The sequence below is a fragment of the Francisella hispaniensis FSC454 genome, assembly GCF_001885235.1.
Classification (GTDB): Bacteria; Pseudomonadota; Gammaproteobacteria; order Francisellales; family Francisellaceae; genus Francisella; species Francisella hispaniensis.
In genome coordinates, this window is sequence record NZ_CP018093.1 from 1,893,850 (window position 1) to 1,909,483 (window position 15,634).

Here is a 15,634-nt window from a genome sequence, read left to right on the forward strand (position 1 = left end):
TTAGCTATTTTCAATACAATTTATATTTTTTTGTGCACAGAACCTAGTTTCTAAACAGCTATTCTTAGGCCAATCTATAAATTCTGATGAGTACTCACCCGTTTTCTTGATAACAAAGAAATTTGATACAGCAAAGCTTGGAAATGTAGTTGATAAGAATCTCGCGATTTTTTTAGGAAAAGGATAAAATTGTGATCCTTTAATATTTTCGATAGTACAAAAACTTCCTGCTATATTTCTATAAAACTGTTTTATATCTTCGGGAGAAAAGCCTCTTACATGAGCTGATATAGATTTACTACAAGTAGGATGGTAGCCAAATAGCATAAGGATTCGATTATGAAGTGATAATATGTTTGGCACCCCAACATAGAAATAACCACCAACTTTTAAGCACCTAAATACCTCATGATTTATCCAAAAAAGCTCTTTAGTATGCTCTAAAACTTGATTAGCAATAATCAAATCGAAATGATTATTCTCAAAAGGTAATTTATCCTTTTCGATATCTATATTTATGAGATGAATATTATTTTTAGATAGTTTTTCTTGATTCCAATTACCAAAATCAATTCCTGTTAGATTAGCATTTTTATTGTTTTTTCTAACAACCAATAAATCAGAACCGGCACCACAACCAATATCTAATACATTTTTAAAACCTTTATCTTTTGAAAAAGAATCTAATATATGGCGACCATATGTTTCATTATGATCAACCATTTTCAACCTACTAGATGATCCTGTATGCATATTATTTTTAAATATTCTTAATCAACAGAAATTCGCTTATATTTGATCTTAGTAATAGCATCATACTTATCACCAAGGCGACGTTTTTTATCTTCAATATAAGCATCGTAGTTACCTTCAAACCAAACTACTTCACTATTACCCTCAAAAGCAAGCATGTGTGTAGCAATACGGTTTAGGAACCATCTATCATGCGAGATAACCATAATACAACCTGGGAATGCTAAAATAGCTTCCTCAAGTGCTCTTAAAGTCTCGACATCAAGATCATTTGTCGGTTCATCTAGTAGGATAACATTACCACCACTTCTAAGTAGCTTAGCAAGATGAACACGGTTTCTCTCACCACCTGATAGCTGAGAAATATACTTCTGCTGATCAGCACCTTTGAAGTTAAATCTACCTACATATTGGCGTGAAGGAATAGTGTATTTACCAACTGTAATTACATCTAAACCATCAGCAATCTCTTCCCAAACAGTTTTGCTATCATCTAAAGCATCACGTGACTGGTCTACATAAGCTAAATGTACTGTTTCTCCAAGCTCAATCTCGCCGTTATCTGGAGTCTCTTGTCCTGTAATCATTTTAAAGAATGTTGATTTACCAGCACCATTAGCACCAATTATCCCAACGATAGATCCAGCTGGAACATCCATATTTAGATGATCGATCAGTAACTTATCATCAAATGATTTAACAATATCTTTAACTTTAATTACATTTCTACCAAGTCTTTCTCCAGGTGGAATATATAGTTCTTGAGTTTCATTACGCTTTTGGAACTCTTGCGAGCTTAACTCATCAAACTTAGCTAATCTTGCTTTTGATTTAGCTTGACGTCCTTTGGCATTTTGACGTACCCACTCTAACTCTTCTTTTAAGGCTTTTTGATGAGCAGTCTCTCGCTTTTCTTCGATTTCTAGACGTTTTTCTTTTTGTTCTAACCATTGCGTATAGTTACCTTTAAATGGTATACCTTCTCCTCTATCAAGCTCAAGAATCCATTCAGCAACATTATCCAAGAAATATCTATCATGCGTAACAGCTACAACAGTACCTTTATATTCTGCTAAGAATTTCTCTAACCATGCCACAGACTCTGCATCTAAATGGTTAGTAGGCTCATCTAGTAATAAAATATCTGGAGCAGATAATAACAACTTACACAATGCAACACGACGAGCTTCACCACCTGATAATTTAGTAACATCAGCATCCCAAGGTGGTAAGCGTAGAGCTTCTGCAGCAACCTCTAATTTACGCTCTATTTCCCAAGCTCCAGCTGCATCGATAGCATTTTGTAGCTCACCTTGCTCTTCAAGAAGTTTTGCCATTTCATCATCAGACATCGGCTCACAGAATTTCATACTAATTTCATCAAATCTAGTAAGCATATCTTGTAAGTGTGCTAAGGCTTCTTCAACATTACCACGTACATCTTTAGTAGGATCAAGCTTTGGCTCTTGTGGAAGATAGCCTATTTTTACCCCTTTACGTGGAGCTGCTTCACCAACAATTTCTGTATCAAGCCCAGCCATAATTTTAAGTAATGTTGATTTACCAGAACCATTAAGACCTAGTACACCAATTTTTGCACCATCAAAAAAAGATAGTGAAATATCTTTAAGGATATATTTATTAGGTGGTACAACCTTACCGACCCTATGCATTGAGTATATATATTTTTCAGCCATGAAAATTATTTTTAAAAAATTTAAGATAAACAGATTATAGCAGATGATTAAAATAGTTTCTTTTATAAAGCAAAAATGACTTATTTTTTTGTTTTTTACAAAACCATATTCACTATAGCTTCATTATTTTCATGATATTATCTTACAAATTATATGCCTAATTATTATATGATTAAGCGCTTTTATTTAAATTTTGAAATTAGAGAGAAAAAATGAAGAACTTACAATTAAAAACTATTTTCCTTTGTTCTTTAGGCATGGTTCTAGAATATTTTGATTTTATAATATATTTGAGCTTTTCTGAAGTAATCGGGACTCATTTACTTCATAGTTCTAACTCGCAAATTATTGTACTTTTGATATTTGCATTAGGTTTTATTACAAGACCTATTGGTGGTATTATCTTTGGACAAATTGGTGATAGAGTTGGACGCAAAAAAGTATTGGTAGGTGCTGTACTTTTGATGACAATTGGTACATTAGGTATTGGTCTTATTCCTGATGCTTCAGTTATTGGGATATATGCTGGTTTACTATTACTTACTTTTCGTATCATGCAAGGTCTTTCTGCTGGTGGAGAGGTCAATAGTGCATTTACATATTTAAACGAAACTATCATTACTAACAAAATATATCCTATTGCAGCGATAATGATCTCGGCAGCTATAGGTGTAATGCTTGCTAAACTACTAACGATAATACTTAATTTTATTTTTCCTGAGGACTATGCTTGGAGAGTTGCTTTTATACTTGGTTCTACGCTAGGGATTGTTACCTTTTATATAAGAAAAGAACTACATGAGAGTCCTCTTTTTATACAGTTATTACAAAACAATCAACTGACAAAAAATCCAATTATTGAGCTATTTAAACATTACAAAATGCCACTATTAGGATGTTTTTTAATGACTGCTAATGTTATGTCTTGTATTACATTGTTCTATTATGCTTTACCAAGCTATTTAGCAAACCTATCTAGTTATAGTGCTAACAGTATGCTCAAGATTAGCATTATTGGCTTACTAATGATGTGTTTATTTGGCTTACTATCAGCATTACTAATAAAGAAAGATAGCATTCCAAAATTGGATAATTGGTTCTTACTTTTCTCATCAATATTATCTATCTGGTTATGCTATGCTTTTATTCATAACTCACAATATCTGGTTGCGTATTTAGTCTATAGTATTTTTTTTAGTACTTATATTATGATTGCTCAATTTAGATGTATTAATGCACTACCTGTCAAAGTAAGATTAGTTGGCATGGGAATTGGCTATGGTTTAGGTTCTGCAGTTTTCGTTGGATTTATGCCTCTTATAACACAGACTCTTATTCTAGAGTACCACTCACTTTATGTACCTGCTTTTATTGCTATTATTACAGCAGTATTATCTTTAGTAGGTTCTATTATTCTAAATATAACTTCCCATACTAAAAAAATAAAATTATGAAAAAAAGTATCAGCAGCAAAAGTACAGTAATGAATGTTATGCAAAAGCTTTTTAATGTAAATGTAGGTCTTTTACTTAAAATATAACTAGGACAGTATATACCTGATAATCTTTTATTGTAATTTTCAATAGATTCACCAGCTTTCATTTTATAAGGATCACAACAACTATCCTTATATAAAAATTTTACTGTTTTATCATACAGATCTATAAGAGGTTGAAATATAACAAATAATAGGGGTAAAAATATTAAAAACAAAACTCCTAAAATAATGTATAAAGCTGTCATATTATTTATGACTACTTTTCATAACCAATATATTCTATAGAATCATTAGCTACTTCAAACTTAAATATCACTAGCCTAAATCTAAAAAGAAACATGCCCTCAGTGATATTATCTTCTTTGACTCTTCTAATAATCTCATCTTCTAGAGATTCATTTGAATATCTACATAAATCAAAGATACTTGTAAAATCAGTATATAATTTTTCAAAGTTTTTAGTTTTCATTATTGTTTCTAATGTAAAATAAATCTATACAACCAAATATACATTACGGTAAAAGTTATCTCTATCAATAATTTTACTAAAAATAAGTTTTCTAATCCTCCAGGTAGTCCTATACGTAAAGGAGGAAGCAGAGATTTTTTAAAATTTATTTTTTCTTCTATGTTTAAGAAGCATAAAGAAGATTTTCCTCAAACCATGTTTTAGAAAAACAGCAAGCTTTAGAACAATTAAACAATGATAATAACTATAGTTTTACTTGGTTAGGGCATGCTGCTTTTTTGATTAAGCTTAATGGATATTTTATTATTACAGATCCTTTTTTAAGTAAAAATGCTGGACCTGGATTTTTAGGACCAAAACGAGAAATATATTCTCCTTTAGATTTAAATGAGCTTCCAAAAATTGATATCGTCGTTATTAGTCATAATCACTATGATCATTTAGACTCAAAAGTTATAAAAAACTTCCCCAATAAAGAAAATATTAAAGTGATAGTACCTCTAGGACTTAGTAGTTTCTTTATCAAAAGAGGTTTTAAAAATGTAACCGAAATGAACTGGTGGCAAGAGATTAATATAAATGATATTACTATAGGCTGTTTACCATGTGTTCATTTTTCTGGTCGAGGATTATTTGACAGAAACAAAACTCTATGGGCTAGCTTCTCAATCAAAGATAAAAATAAGAAAATATGGTTCTCAGGAGATACTGCTTACGGCGAAGTATTTAAAGAAATTGGTAAAAAAGAAGAGTATTTTGATCTCGCTTTGATAGGCATAGGGGCATACGAGCCTCGTGATTTTATGTGTTCTGTACATGCTACTCCGGAAGAAGCAATTCAAATAGCCAAAGATATCAAAGCATCCAAAACCATTGGTATGCATTGGGGAACTATCAGACTCACACCAGAACCTTTTTTTGAGCCTCCGAAAAGATTCAAACAAACTGCAAAAGATCAAGAATATGGTCAAGAAAACGCTTTAATTTTAAAAATTGGTGAGACTATAAACATATAGTTTTATCTTTAGATATTTCTCGCAAAAATAATAAGAGTTAATCCCAAAATATAGGTTATAAACATTAGTAATATTAACTTATTTGTACTTTTTGGTGCTTTGGCAAATTCTTTCCAAATAAATACACCCCAGAATGCCGCTATCATTGTTGCACCTTGACCCAAACCATACGAGATAGAAGGTCCAGCAATACCAGAAGCTATAAAGTTAAGACAAGATCCAATCCCCCAAATCACACCTCCTAATATACCTATAGTATGCAGCCATGGAGTTCCTTGAGAGAAATAATCTTTAAACTTAAGTTTCTTGCCTGAAATAGGAAACTTAATCATCCAACCATTGATTACAAAGTTAGATACAAAAATCCCTACAGCAAATATAAAACTTGCTGTATATGGTGTCATTAAGCCAGCTTGAGGTGTTACAAAATCACTTGAGATTGACTTAATAACTAAAGGGTAGAAAAAGCCCATTAAGATACCTGAAATAATCGAAACTATAAATCCTTTAAGCATATTTTTGCTTTTATTATCAGAAATACGCTTATATATGACAGCATCAATAATAATTGCTGCAAGTACACTCAAAACTCCTAAAAACAAAACTACAGGCTGACCTAAAGGTGTTGCTATATAGTTTGTAATCACACCTATGACTAGAGCCAAACCAATAGCCAAAGGAAAAGCTACAGACATTCCAGCAATATCAATAGCAGCTACAAGTAGTATATTAGCTAAGTTAAAAACCACACCACCCATAAAAGCATAAATAAAACTATCCGATGAAGCTTGTGAGATATCACTAAAGAATGATCTACCTTCAGTACCAAAACTTCCCATTGTTATAGCTAAGACAAAAGATACTATCAAAATCCCTAAAGCATAATCCCAATAATACTGTTGAAAAGGCCACTCTTTTGTCGAGAGCTTTTGTGTATTTGCCCAAGAACCCCAACATAGCATCGTAATTATGCAAAAAAATACCGCAACACCGTACGAGTGTAGTACAACCATTTTAAATCTCCATATATTATATTTTCTGTTCTAAATAAGTATTTAGCTTCTCTAAAGTAGGTGCAGAATCTTCTGCTCCCTCTACGTTTACTGCTAGAGCTGCTGCTGTATTAGCTATTTCTATTGATTGCACTATAGATAGTCCTTTGTCTAGACAAAATGCCAAAACACCATTAAAAGTATCTCCTGCAGCAGTAGTGTCTACCACATCTACTTTTTTAGTAGCAAATAGTTTTTGTTCTTGTCCATTATTTTTTGATAATAGAGCACCTTGCTCACCCAAAGTTATTATTATAGTGGCTACACCTTTATTATGTAACTCTTTTGCAGCCTGCTTAGCTGTTTCTAAATCTTTGACTTGTATACCAGAAAGGATAGATGCCTCAGTCTCATTTGGAGTTAAAATATCTACCTTTTTGAGTAATTCTTGAGGTAGTTCTCTAGCTGGGGCAGGGTTTAATATAAAAGTTTGTTCTTCCGTGATTTTATTTGCTAAATACTCAATAGTTTCTAAAGGAGTTTCTAGTTGAGTTAGTATGATATTAGCTTGTTGGATTTTTTGGTTATGTTTGTCCAAAATTTGCTGATCTAACTTAGCATTAGCACCCATTACTACATTAATTATATTTTGACCCTGACTATCAACACAAATAAAAGTCAAGCCTGTATTACTAGCTTCATCTTGATTGATAGTTGAGCTATCTAGACCTTCTTTTTTATAAAACTCTAAAAGCCTATCTCCAAAACTGTCTTTACCAAGATTTGTAATAAAAGTTACATTTTCACCTAGTCTTCTTGCGGCTACAGCTTGATTAGCTCCCTTACCACCACAAAACTCTTCATAATTTTGACTTATTATCGTTTGACCTTTTTGCGCAAGTTGATCAACTTTTACAACTAAATCCCTGTTAGCACTTCCTATAACAACTACTGACATTTTTATTCTTTGTTTTAAATATAAATAAATCTATTATAAGTATTTATAAGGTATAGCACTATAAAAATAATAAACTCTTATATTCTCTTCGAACTTTTATACATTTAACCTTACGGAAATGAGTTTTCTTTATTAGTTGTTTTGTTATAAGATTGATTACGAGGTCGTAAGAACTAATAAAATACATATAAATGTATGTTTACAATCTAGCTTCCAATATATAGCTACTAGTAAGTGGGCTGGCTGTGGTGCGGTAGCTGCTAGTAATATAACGAACTCAAATGTAACAAAAGTGTCAGGTCCTTCTAATGGTGTTTATAATTATAAAGTTACATCTGAAGTTCCTAGAGACACGTTTGAAAAAGTAGTTACAGGCGCAGTTTGGCAACACTATACAGGTTCTACATCAAAAAATGAATTTAAATATTATGTTTCTCTCTCAAATGGTAAGCAAATAATAGGTGCTTTATCTCCAAACTCTTCAATTTATCATGATATTCCTGGTTGCGCTAATCCAACGTAAATTATTATGTTTTTTATTCTATATATCCTATTTTTTCAAATAAATTTAAACCCTACCAATTCATATATTTGCAATAAAAACTTTTCATAATATAAACGTGTGAATATAATTAAGGCTTTATATCTTAATAAATTAAACGAGGAATAATAAATTTTATTTATCGTACTAATCTTCTTAATAACTCTACTATCAGGCTTTGTTTCAGGTATTTTTGGTGGAGGTTCGGGACTTATTAATGTACCGGGTTTTTATTTACTTTTACATTATTTTTACCCATTAAATGATCACTTAATGCAAGTAGCTATTGCCTCAGCTGTCAGCTCCGGTGTGTTAGTGGGTATACTCGCAACTTTCAAACAACATAAATACAAGCAAATTTGTTATGACACCTTACGATGGTCTCTTTTTAGCATACTTTTAGGTGGAGTTTTAGGTGTCTTTTTAGTAAATGTAATTAAAAGTAATGATCTAAAAATCGTATTTTCAATACTTCTTATTATTATGGCAACTTGGATGTGGCGTAAAACTAAAAAAGCTCTAAAAGTTTGGCAAGCTCCATTAATATTAAAAACCTTAAGTGCTTTTTTTGCAGGTATGTGTACTATGCTATCTGGAATATCAGTATTTTTCATACCATTATTGATAAAATGTGGCTTAGATATCCGTAAAGCTATCGGCACATCTACAATTATTACATTCTTTATAAGCTTAGTAATGTCTATCTTTTTTATATCATTTGGCTGGCATGCATCTAATTTACCACCATTTTGCATTGGCTATTTAAATCTAATAATTTTTTTAGCAGGTCTTATACCTAGTTTAATAGGTGTAAATATTGGTGTTAAAGTAACAGCTTTATTCTCTCATAAACATTTGCAAACTATATATATTTTAATGATGTTTATTATAGCTATAGTCATGATTGTTTAGAGAGAAAATGTATTATATTTGTTTTTGAATAAATTATGACTCCAAACTCTTACTAACAATCTCAAAGACATTTTTACTAGGATTAGAAGCTTTGATTTTCTCAAGGGCATTTTTCATCATAGCTTGTCTATCAGAGTCATAGCGTTTCCAGCTCATTAGATTACGAGCCATTCTAGCCGCAACTTGATGATTAAATTTATCAAGCTCTAGTACTGTATCAGCCATGAAAGCATATCCTAGACCATCTATGCGATGATATTGCGAAAAATTAGCACCAAAACTACCAATTAGCGAATAAACTTTATTAGGATTTTTAGGGTTATATGCAGGATGTTTAACTAAGCCTTTGACTATATCTAAAGCTGATTCATCAGACATCTGTGCTTGAGATAGTAGCCATTTATTTACAACTAAATCTTCATGCTTCCAACGCTTATAAAACTCACTGATAGCATTATCACGAATTTGTTTATCGTTAGATTTTAACAACGCCGAAAATGCTGTTTGCTGATCTGTCATATTATCAGCATTATCAAATAGCTTTTGTGCTAACTCTGTACCTTGACTTTCGTCACTAGCATTCATCAGGTAACTCAAACATACACCTTTTAGTTTTCTTTTAGCAATTTGCTCAGCTGATAAGGTATATGGCTCATCATCATTACACTCTTTATACACTTCTAACCAGTCATCTTTTAATTTATCTGCTAGCTGATTCATCACTTTTTTACGAGATTTTACAATCTCATCAACCATTATTGTTGGCATTGCCTCAGCAATTGTAGACTCACTTGGTATCATTAGAGCATCACTAATTAAGGCTTTATCTAAATCTTCAATTTATCATGATATTCCTGGATGCGCTAGTCCAGCGTAAATTATTATGTTTTTTATCCTGTAGTTACTTTATAGAACCTTTATAAACCAATATATTAGAAACGGTATTTTTTATGCTATGTAATAAATGGTAATCAAATTAACGCATTAGATAAAAGTGCTGGAGGCTTAACACTCCCACAGATGCTTTAGGAAATTTTATTAGATTTATTGTAACTACTGGTAATGTTAATTATTGACTGACGTATAGCTAACTATTAATAAAAGTAGTATACTATTTTTTATTTAAGCTATGGCCTATTCACATCACTTTATAAAGAAGGTATTAAAGTTAAAATCAGAGGGTATGAGTTTTCTAATCTTGGCTGATAAATTTAATATAAGTGTTAGAAGTATCCAACAATGGTTAAAAGGGAATCTTCCTAAAGGCACTAGAAATAAACCTAATACAAAACTTGATATGAATAAGCTAAAACAAGACGTTATAGATTATCCTGATAGTTATTTACAAGAAAGAGCTACTAGGTTGGTCGTAAGTGAGTTTTGTATAAGCTATAACCTTAAAAGTTAAATATTACATATAAAAAAACTCTAATTCACCCCAAAGTAGACGAAGAGAGGCGAGAATTATTCAGGAATAAGATTCAATCTTATAAAGATCAAGGGTTACCTATATGTTATCTTGATGAATCTGGTCATGCCTTAGATATGCCCCGAACTCATGGTTACTCTACACAAGGGCAAAGATGTTATGGGGTATGCAACTGGGGAGCTAGAGGTCGAACCAATGTCATAGGTGCTTTGATTGGCAAGGTATTATTTGCTGTTGGACTATTTACAAGCAATATTGATACGACTGTGTTTACAACTTGGGTAAAACATTTCTTATTACCTATCTTAAAAACTACAACTGTTATAGTAATGGATAATGCTACATTCCATAAAAATATAGATATGTTAAAAATGATTCGTGATGCAGGGCATATTATAGAGTTTTTACCTCCATACTCACCAGATTTAAATCCAATAGAGAGTAAATGGTCTGAGAAAAAAGCATATATCAGAAAACATAATTGCTCCGTGGAACAGTGTTATGCATATTAGTTTTATACATAGTTATCTATATTTATAGAGAAAGACATTTAATTGAGAACTTTTTCTCTAAAATTAAGCATTTTAGAAGGGTTTTATAGAGTTGATAAGACTTGCTCTGCTTTTCTTGGCCTTATTGTTCTAGCTAATACTTTTTATTTGGCTAAGATAATTTTTTGTTCATGGAACCTAATTGTAAACACTGCAATTCTGAAATGATTCATAAGAATGGAATAGTAAGAGATAAACAATGACATAGATACAAATCTTGTAACTATAAATTTGTACTAGTGATGACTAGAATAAGGGTAGAAACCTCAATTAAACGAGTATTTACAGTGATAGTGTACTCTTTATTATGGATTTATAGCTAAATTATTTGAAGTTAGTAAAACTTAAATACAAAACTGGTTAGAACAAGAGGCTGATTTACTTGATGAGCCAACGATAGAAAATAATATCTCAGAAGTTGAATTTGATGAAATGTGGTATTTTATAACTTCAAATGAACAAATATTAGATTATTAAAGCATATGATAGAGACTCAGGAAAAACTATCGCATGGATTACAGGAAATCGTGACACTGCTACTTTAAGAAGGCTTTATGAAAAAATACAACTATTTAAGCAAGTGTTTAGTCTATAAAGATAATTAGGGTACTTTTTCAAAGCTTTACCAAATCAAAGTCATATTATTGCTCTGGTACTATTGGTATTGAAGTAATACTAGATATAATCAATCAAGATCCACTAGAAGAACTAAAGTTGTCTCTTGAAGTGAGAGAATGATTAATCAAACATTATAAATCTTTGAGTGAACTTAAAAGAGCAAAATATATTTGATAAATTTCAAAAAATAGCTCTCGCTATCTTCTAGTTTACACTCTCATATTTATAATATGTTCTTTGAGAAATGCTTACATCTATACATCCGTTAGTTTGTGAATAAAACTTTTGTTGCAGGTTTTAATAAGTTTTATGTATAGTTAATTGTAGAAGTATTTTAAATAAATACTTTAGTAGTCAAAAACTAAGGAGAATACGATGTCAAACGATAAATCCGTTGTTAAAAAAATAGATGAAATCAGAAATGAAATTAGTAAACTCCCAGAAGAATTGAAAACTGAACTTAAAGAGCAAGGTTTTGATATCAATAATGATCAGCATGTATATGATTTTTATATTGAAACCTTAAAAGAAGTAAAAAACTTACAAGGTGAAAATACTAATAATATATTATCAGAGGCAGAATTAGATAGTATTTCTGGTGGAGGTATTGCTAAAGGTCTTTATTTTGTGGCGACACAGTCACCTCGTCGTAAAATGAATACTAAAGAAACTTTAAAATTCCTTGCTAGAGTTGGAGCTCTGTAAAAAATCTTTTGACTCCGTGCATGCTTCTAGTGTGATTATTTGGATAGCAACAATGTCTCTACCAAAAGATTTTGTTTAGGAGATAACTCACAATCTTATAAAAACACAATATTTATTTTCTTATGCTAACCTCAGTTCGATAATTATTTCATATCTAAATACTTGTAATTATTGATTTTAATTGTATTAATAATAAACTGAGCCAAAGCAGCCATAAGATGAGTAAAAGCATTGTTTATAGATCTATGTCTTGTATGCCACAAATTTAAATTATTTTTGAGATAATCAAAAATAGTCTCAATGATGGATCTTTTAGCTAACATAGTTTTTTCAAATCTAGATCTAGGAACTTTTTTCATATTCTTTTTTAAAGTAGTTATAAGCTTTAAGCCTTGTTGCTCAAGTAATTGAGCTTTATCTTTTGAAATATAGCCTCTATCACCAAATACCAACCCTTTAAGTCCATGACATAATTTAGTCAAGAAACTCCTATCATCTTTATTTCCTGGGCTAATATTGATACTAATAATTTCACCAATATGATTGGTTAGTAAATGAAGTTTGAAACCAAAGAACCAGCCAGTACTAGTCTTACCTTTAGCTGCTAAACCCTTAAATACTTTATGTCTAGACTCTCTTAAATTATGACAAACAGGTAACTTAGTAGCATCTATAAAATATAAATCTGTATGTTTGCCATGGTTACTTGATATAAATGCTATTAACGGTGACATTGCTATATCTATTAATTCTACAAAACGGTTATAAGAGGGGGCTGTAGGAAAGTAATGTTTCCAGTAAATTTTTATAAACTCAACATAGTAAGTTTTAAAATCTTTATATCTAACTGCTTGATACATGATCAAAATAGTCATTATTTCACTTAAAGATAAACTTGGCTTGCTTCCTACTTTTTTCTTTTTGTAATCAATTGACTTGCTTTGTAATTCTTTATGATAAATAATACAAAAGTCGTCTATACGACAAAAGGTTGAAATAAGTTGATCTATCATTATTAGTGATTTTTAAAAGGTTTTCGCTTATTTTAACCTAAAAATACTCTCAAACCTTTAATTTACAATACTTTTAATTCCGAACTGAGGTTATGCTAGGAAGTTGCTTTCAGTATATTAGCTTTGGGTTTGTAAAAATAATCCAAAAGTGTAAAAAATGATAAAGCTTTACAGCAAAATCTGATTTGTAAAGTACTACCTGATGAAAGTAGGAAGAGTTCAATTAAATAATTCTTTTAAATATATAATAGAAAATGAAATTCAAAACTGTCACAAATTGGCGGGGCAGATTAAAAGTAAAAATGTGAAATTATAATAATACCGTTTAAACTTTTGTAACAGTGTCAAATAAATCCATAATTTGATTTTCTATATTTAATGGTAAATCATTAAAACCTTTATTTAACTCATTATCAATTTGACAAATTCCTGCTGCTAATAATGCTAAAGTAATTTGAATCTTATCAATAGGAATATTATTTTTTTTACCATCAAAATTTATTGGGTAGCCTCCATTTAATATAGTAACGTTATTATAAACTATAGATTTTCTACTATCTTTTTTATATTTACCTTGTAAGATTTTAAGTTTATAAGACATAAATTCTCTATCTGAAGATGAAGCACTAACTAAAGTAATTTGTTTTTTAAAACCAGTTAATAATAATGGATCAAATAACTCTGTTCCAGTACAGCCAATAATTAAATCATAGTCTTTGATTAGATTAATTATTTCACTTTGATTTAAATTATTTTCTCTCGATTTAATATCATATCCAGATACTATATATTTAACCTTGAGCAAGTTGTATAAAGCTTCACCAATTGCTCCCATGCCTATAATCAATATTTTTTTTACAAATAATTGCTTTTTTTCTATTTTTTTTTCTAAAATATCGATTACTCTTCTAGCAATAATAGGTGATTCTAGAGTAAGTTTTGCTCTTGACCTAGCGATATTTACTACTGGGAATTTTAAGTCTGTATTTTTTAATTTGTTAGTTCCAGCGGTTGTTTGCTCAACTGCAATTATTTTTACATCTTTATTATTCTCAAAGCTATAGTGTTTATTAAAATATTGAATTATTTCAGCACCATCATCGACAATGACTAGATTTTTAGCCCCACTTTTAAAAAATTTTTTAATTTCCTTTTCTACAAAGCAAGCAACATTTTTATTAAAAGCTCTATCAAATGAACCAGTCGTATGAAATTTTTTGCTAGAATTGCACACATATATTCCATAATCTATAAATTTTCTATATATATAATTACTAGTAGAATAACATTTACCAATTAAGGAAATGTTATCTTTCTTTAGTCCAATCTTAATTAATTGTTCAACAAGTAACAATGTTGAATCTAAAATATGCTGACATCCAAGTAGGTAGACATCTTCAAGATGGCTATTGCTATAATTTTCTTTAATTACATTAAAAGTAATTAAATTATCCAATCTCATTTTTAAAAAAAATAGTCTAATTTACTGTTATTTTAAACTATTAATATCAAGAACTTAATATAATTATATTATAAACTTAATTTCAACGGAACGAATAAGTGTAGATTTAGACTCTGTTGCTTAGAAGTACTAGGAGGTATATAGTGAAGCTGTTCTTGGTAGAAAAGAAGGATTATTTTTCAAACTTCTTTTTATTAAGTATTGACTCTAAAGATTGCTATTATGATCATGCAGCTTATGAAAGCCTTTTAGAACTCTGAAAGTAAAATTGTTCATGATAAAAAATATTTATAAGATGTTCTTTAAAAGATATTTACATGAATACATCTGTTAGTTTGTGAATAAAACTTTTGTTGCAGGTTTAATAAGTTTTATGTATAGTTTAATTGAAGAAGTATTTTAAATAAATACTTCAGTAATCAAAAACTAAGGAGAATACGATGTCAAACGATAAATCCGATGTTAAAAAAATAGATGAAATCAGAAATGAAATTAGTAAATTCCCAGAAGAATTGAAAACTGAACTTAAAGAGCAAGGTTTTGATATCAACAATGATCAGCATGTATATGATTTATATATTCAAACCAAACAAGCAAAAAACTCACAAGGTGAAAACACTAATCAGATATTATCAGAGACAGAATTAGATAGTATTTCTGGTGGGGCACAAGGAATTGACTGGAAGGAAAGTCAAAAAGCAAAACGTTTGAAAGAGATAATGGAAAATCCTAATTACTACAGACCTGGTTCGTGATCTATTCAAATATACTTGTGAAACTCTTCTCAAAACAGCTAAGAAAAAAGGGGTTAGAGTTTAAGTATATTTTATACATTAAATACTTATAAGCTACAACTAAACTCGAGCACTCATATCTACTTATCTGTTTCTATAGGTGAGCTGGCTAAAGATAGTTCCTTTATAACATCAAAAATTAGCAGGATAGATCATTTGTAAGTTTTATATATAATCAATTATTCAAATACTTTAATAATATTTTTCAATAAAAGAAACTCTTTGT

The 15,634-nt window shown here is 30.2% G+C and carries 14 protein-coding genes and 3 pseudogenes; 9 read left to right on the forward strand and 8 right to left on the reverse strand.

All coding sequences use genetic code 11. The annotated features are described in order from the left end of the window. Positions 1 to 723 carry a class I SAM-dependent methyltransferase gene (locus FSC454_RS09260; RefSeq protein ID WP_066046679.1) on the reverse strand — a complete coding sequence of 241 codons (723 nt, stop codon included), beginning with the start codon at positions 721 to 723 and terminating at the stop codon, positions 1 to 3. 47 nt (positions 724 to 770) lie between these two features. Then, entirely contained in the window at positions 771 to 2,450 is a 1,680-nt protein-coding gene (gene ettA, locus FSC454_RS09265; protein ID WP_044247539.1) for an energy-dependent translational throttle protein EttA, read from the reverse strand. Between the two features lie 212 nt (positions 2,451 to 2,662). Here ettA and FSC454_RS09270 point away from each other — a divergent pair, with 212 nt between their 5' ends. Further along, positions 2,663 to 3,904, forward strand: coding sequence for an MFS transporter (locus tag FSC454_RS09270; protein ID WP_066046682.1), 1,242 nt, complete (start codon positions 2,663 to 2,665; stop codon positions 3,902 to 3,904). A gap of 300 nt (positions 3,905 to 4,204) precedes the next feature. Here FSC454_RS09270 and FSC454_RS09280 read toward each other — a convergent pair whose 3' ends face one another. Further along, positions 4,205 to 4,417: a hypothetical protein gene (locus tag FSC454_RS09280; RefSeq protein ID WP_066046685.1), complete on the reverse strand. Its 213-nt coding sequence runs from the start codon at positions 4,415 to 4,417 to the stop codon at positions 4,205 to 4,207. A 111-nt stretch (positions 4,418 to 4,528) separates the two neighbouring features. On the opposite strand from FSC454_RS09280, the pseudogene FSC454_RS09285 reads away from it, so the two are divergent. Continuing rightward, positions 4,529 to 5,433, forward strand: a pseudogene (locus tag FSC454_RS09285) (MBL fold metallo-hydrolase). A gap of 8 nt (positions 5,434 to 5,441) precedes the next feature. On the opposite strand, the gene FSC454_RS09290 reads toward FSC454_RS09285, so the two are convergent. Continuing rightward, the gene (locus FSC454_RS09290; RefSeq protein ID WP_066046435.1) at positions 5,442 to 6,446 is read right to left on the reverse strand and encodes a GRP family sugar transporter; all 1,005 of its coding nucleotides are present in this window, start codon (positions 6,444 to 6,446) and stop codon (positions 5,442 to 5,444) included. Between the two features lie 16 nt (positions 6,447 to 6,462). Next, positions 6,463 to 7,383 (reverse strand): ribokinase, encoded by a 921-nt coding sequence (gene rbsK / locus FSC454_RS09295; RefSeq protein WP_066046436.1) that lies wholly within the window; start codon positions 7,381 to 7,383, stop codon positions 6,463 to 6,465. 136 nt (positions 7,384 to 7,519) lie between these two features. Here rbsK and FSC454_RS09300 point away from each other — a divergent pair, with 136 nt between their 5' ends. Beyond that, positions 7,520 to 7,906: a hypothetical protein gene (locus FSC454_RS09300; RefSeq protein WP_066046437.1), complete on the forward strand. Its 387-nt coding sequence runs from the start codon at positions 7,520 to 7,522 to the stop codon at positions 7,904 to 7,906. Between the two features lie 150 nt (positions 7,907 to 8,056). Next, on the forward strand, positions 8,057 to 8,836 hold the full coding sequence (locus tag FSC454_RS09305; protein ID WP_066046438.1) for a sulfite exporter TauE/SafE family protein: 780 nt from the start codon (positions 8,057 to 8,059) through the stop codon (positions 8,834 to 8,836). Between the two features lie 33 nt (positions 8,837 to 8,869). Here the strand turns inward: FSC454_RS09305 and FSC454_RS09310 are convergent. Then, positions 8,870 to 9,673, reverse strand: a pseudogene (locus FSC454_RS09310) (aminopeptidase N C-terminal domain-containing protein); the annotation flags it as partial. Positions 9,674 to 9,965: 292 nt separating this feature from the next. On the opposite strand from FSC454_RS09310, the gene FSC454_RS09315 reads away from it, so the two are divergent. The 4 genes and pseudogenes from FSC454_RS09315 (at position 9,966) to FSC454_RS09330 (ending at position 12,139) form a co-directional block, all read left to right on the forward strand. Then, a complete protein-coding gene (locus FSC454_RS09315) occupies positions 9,966 to 10,244 on the forward strand; it encodes an IS630 transposase-related protein (RefSeq protein WP_083576966.1) in 279 nt (92 codons plus the stop codon). Positions 10,245 to 10,267: 23 nt separating this feature from the next. Beyond that, on the forward strand, positions 10,268 to 10,777 hold the full coding sequence (locus tag FSC454_RS09320; protein WP_244148270.1) for an IS630 family transposase: 510 nt from the start codon (positions 10,268 to 10,270) through the stop codon (positions 10,775 to 10,777). 17 nt (positions 10,778 to 10,794) lie between these two features. After that, positions 10,795 to 10,937: pseudogene (locus tag FSC454_RS10050) on the forward strand (IS5/IS1182 family transposase); the annotation flags it as partial. Between the two features lie 872 nt (positions 10,938 to 11,809). Beyond that, positions 11,810 to 12,139 (forward strand): hypothetical protein, encoded by a 330-nt coding sequence (locus FSC454_RS09330; protein ID WP_066044801.1) that lies wholly within the window; start codon positions 11,810 to 11,812, stop codon positions 12,137 to 12,139. Positions 12,140 to 12,282: 143 nt separating this feature from the next. Here FSC454_RS09330 and FSC454_RS09335 read toward each other — a convergent pair whose 3' ends face one another. Together FSC454_RS09335 and FSC454_RS09340 are read right to left on the reverse strand one after the other, a co-directional pair. After that, positions 12,283 to 13,152 (reverse strand): IS982 family transposase, encoded by an 870-nt coding sequence (locus FSC454_RS09335; RefSeq protein WP_066044799.1) that lies wholly within the window; start codon positions 13,150 to 13,152, stop codon positions 12,283 to 12,285. A gap of 325 nt (positions 13,153 to 13,477) precedes the next feature. Further along, a complete protein-coding gene (locus tag FSC454_RS09340; RefSeq protein ID WP_156860534.1) occupies positions 13,478 to 14,608 on the reverse strand; it encodes a hypothetical protein in 1,131 nt (376 codons plus the stop codon). A gap of 446 nt (positions 14,609 to 15,054) precedes the next feature. Here FSC454_RS09340 and FSC454_RS09345 point away from each other — a divergent pair, with 446 nt between their 5' ends. After that, the gene (locus FSC454_RS09345) at positions 15,055 to 15,369 is read left to right on the forward strand and encodes a hypothetical protein (RefSeq protein WP_066045481.1); all 315 of its coding nucleotides are present in this window, start codon (positions 15,055 to 15,057) and stop codon (positions 15,367 to 15,369) included. The last annotated feature ends 265 nt before the right edge of the window (positions 15,370 to 15,634 follow it).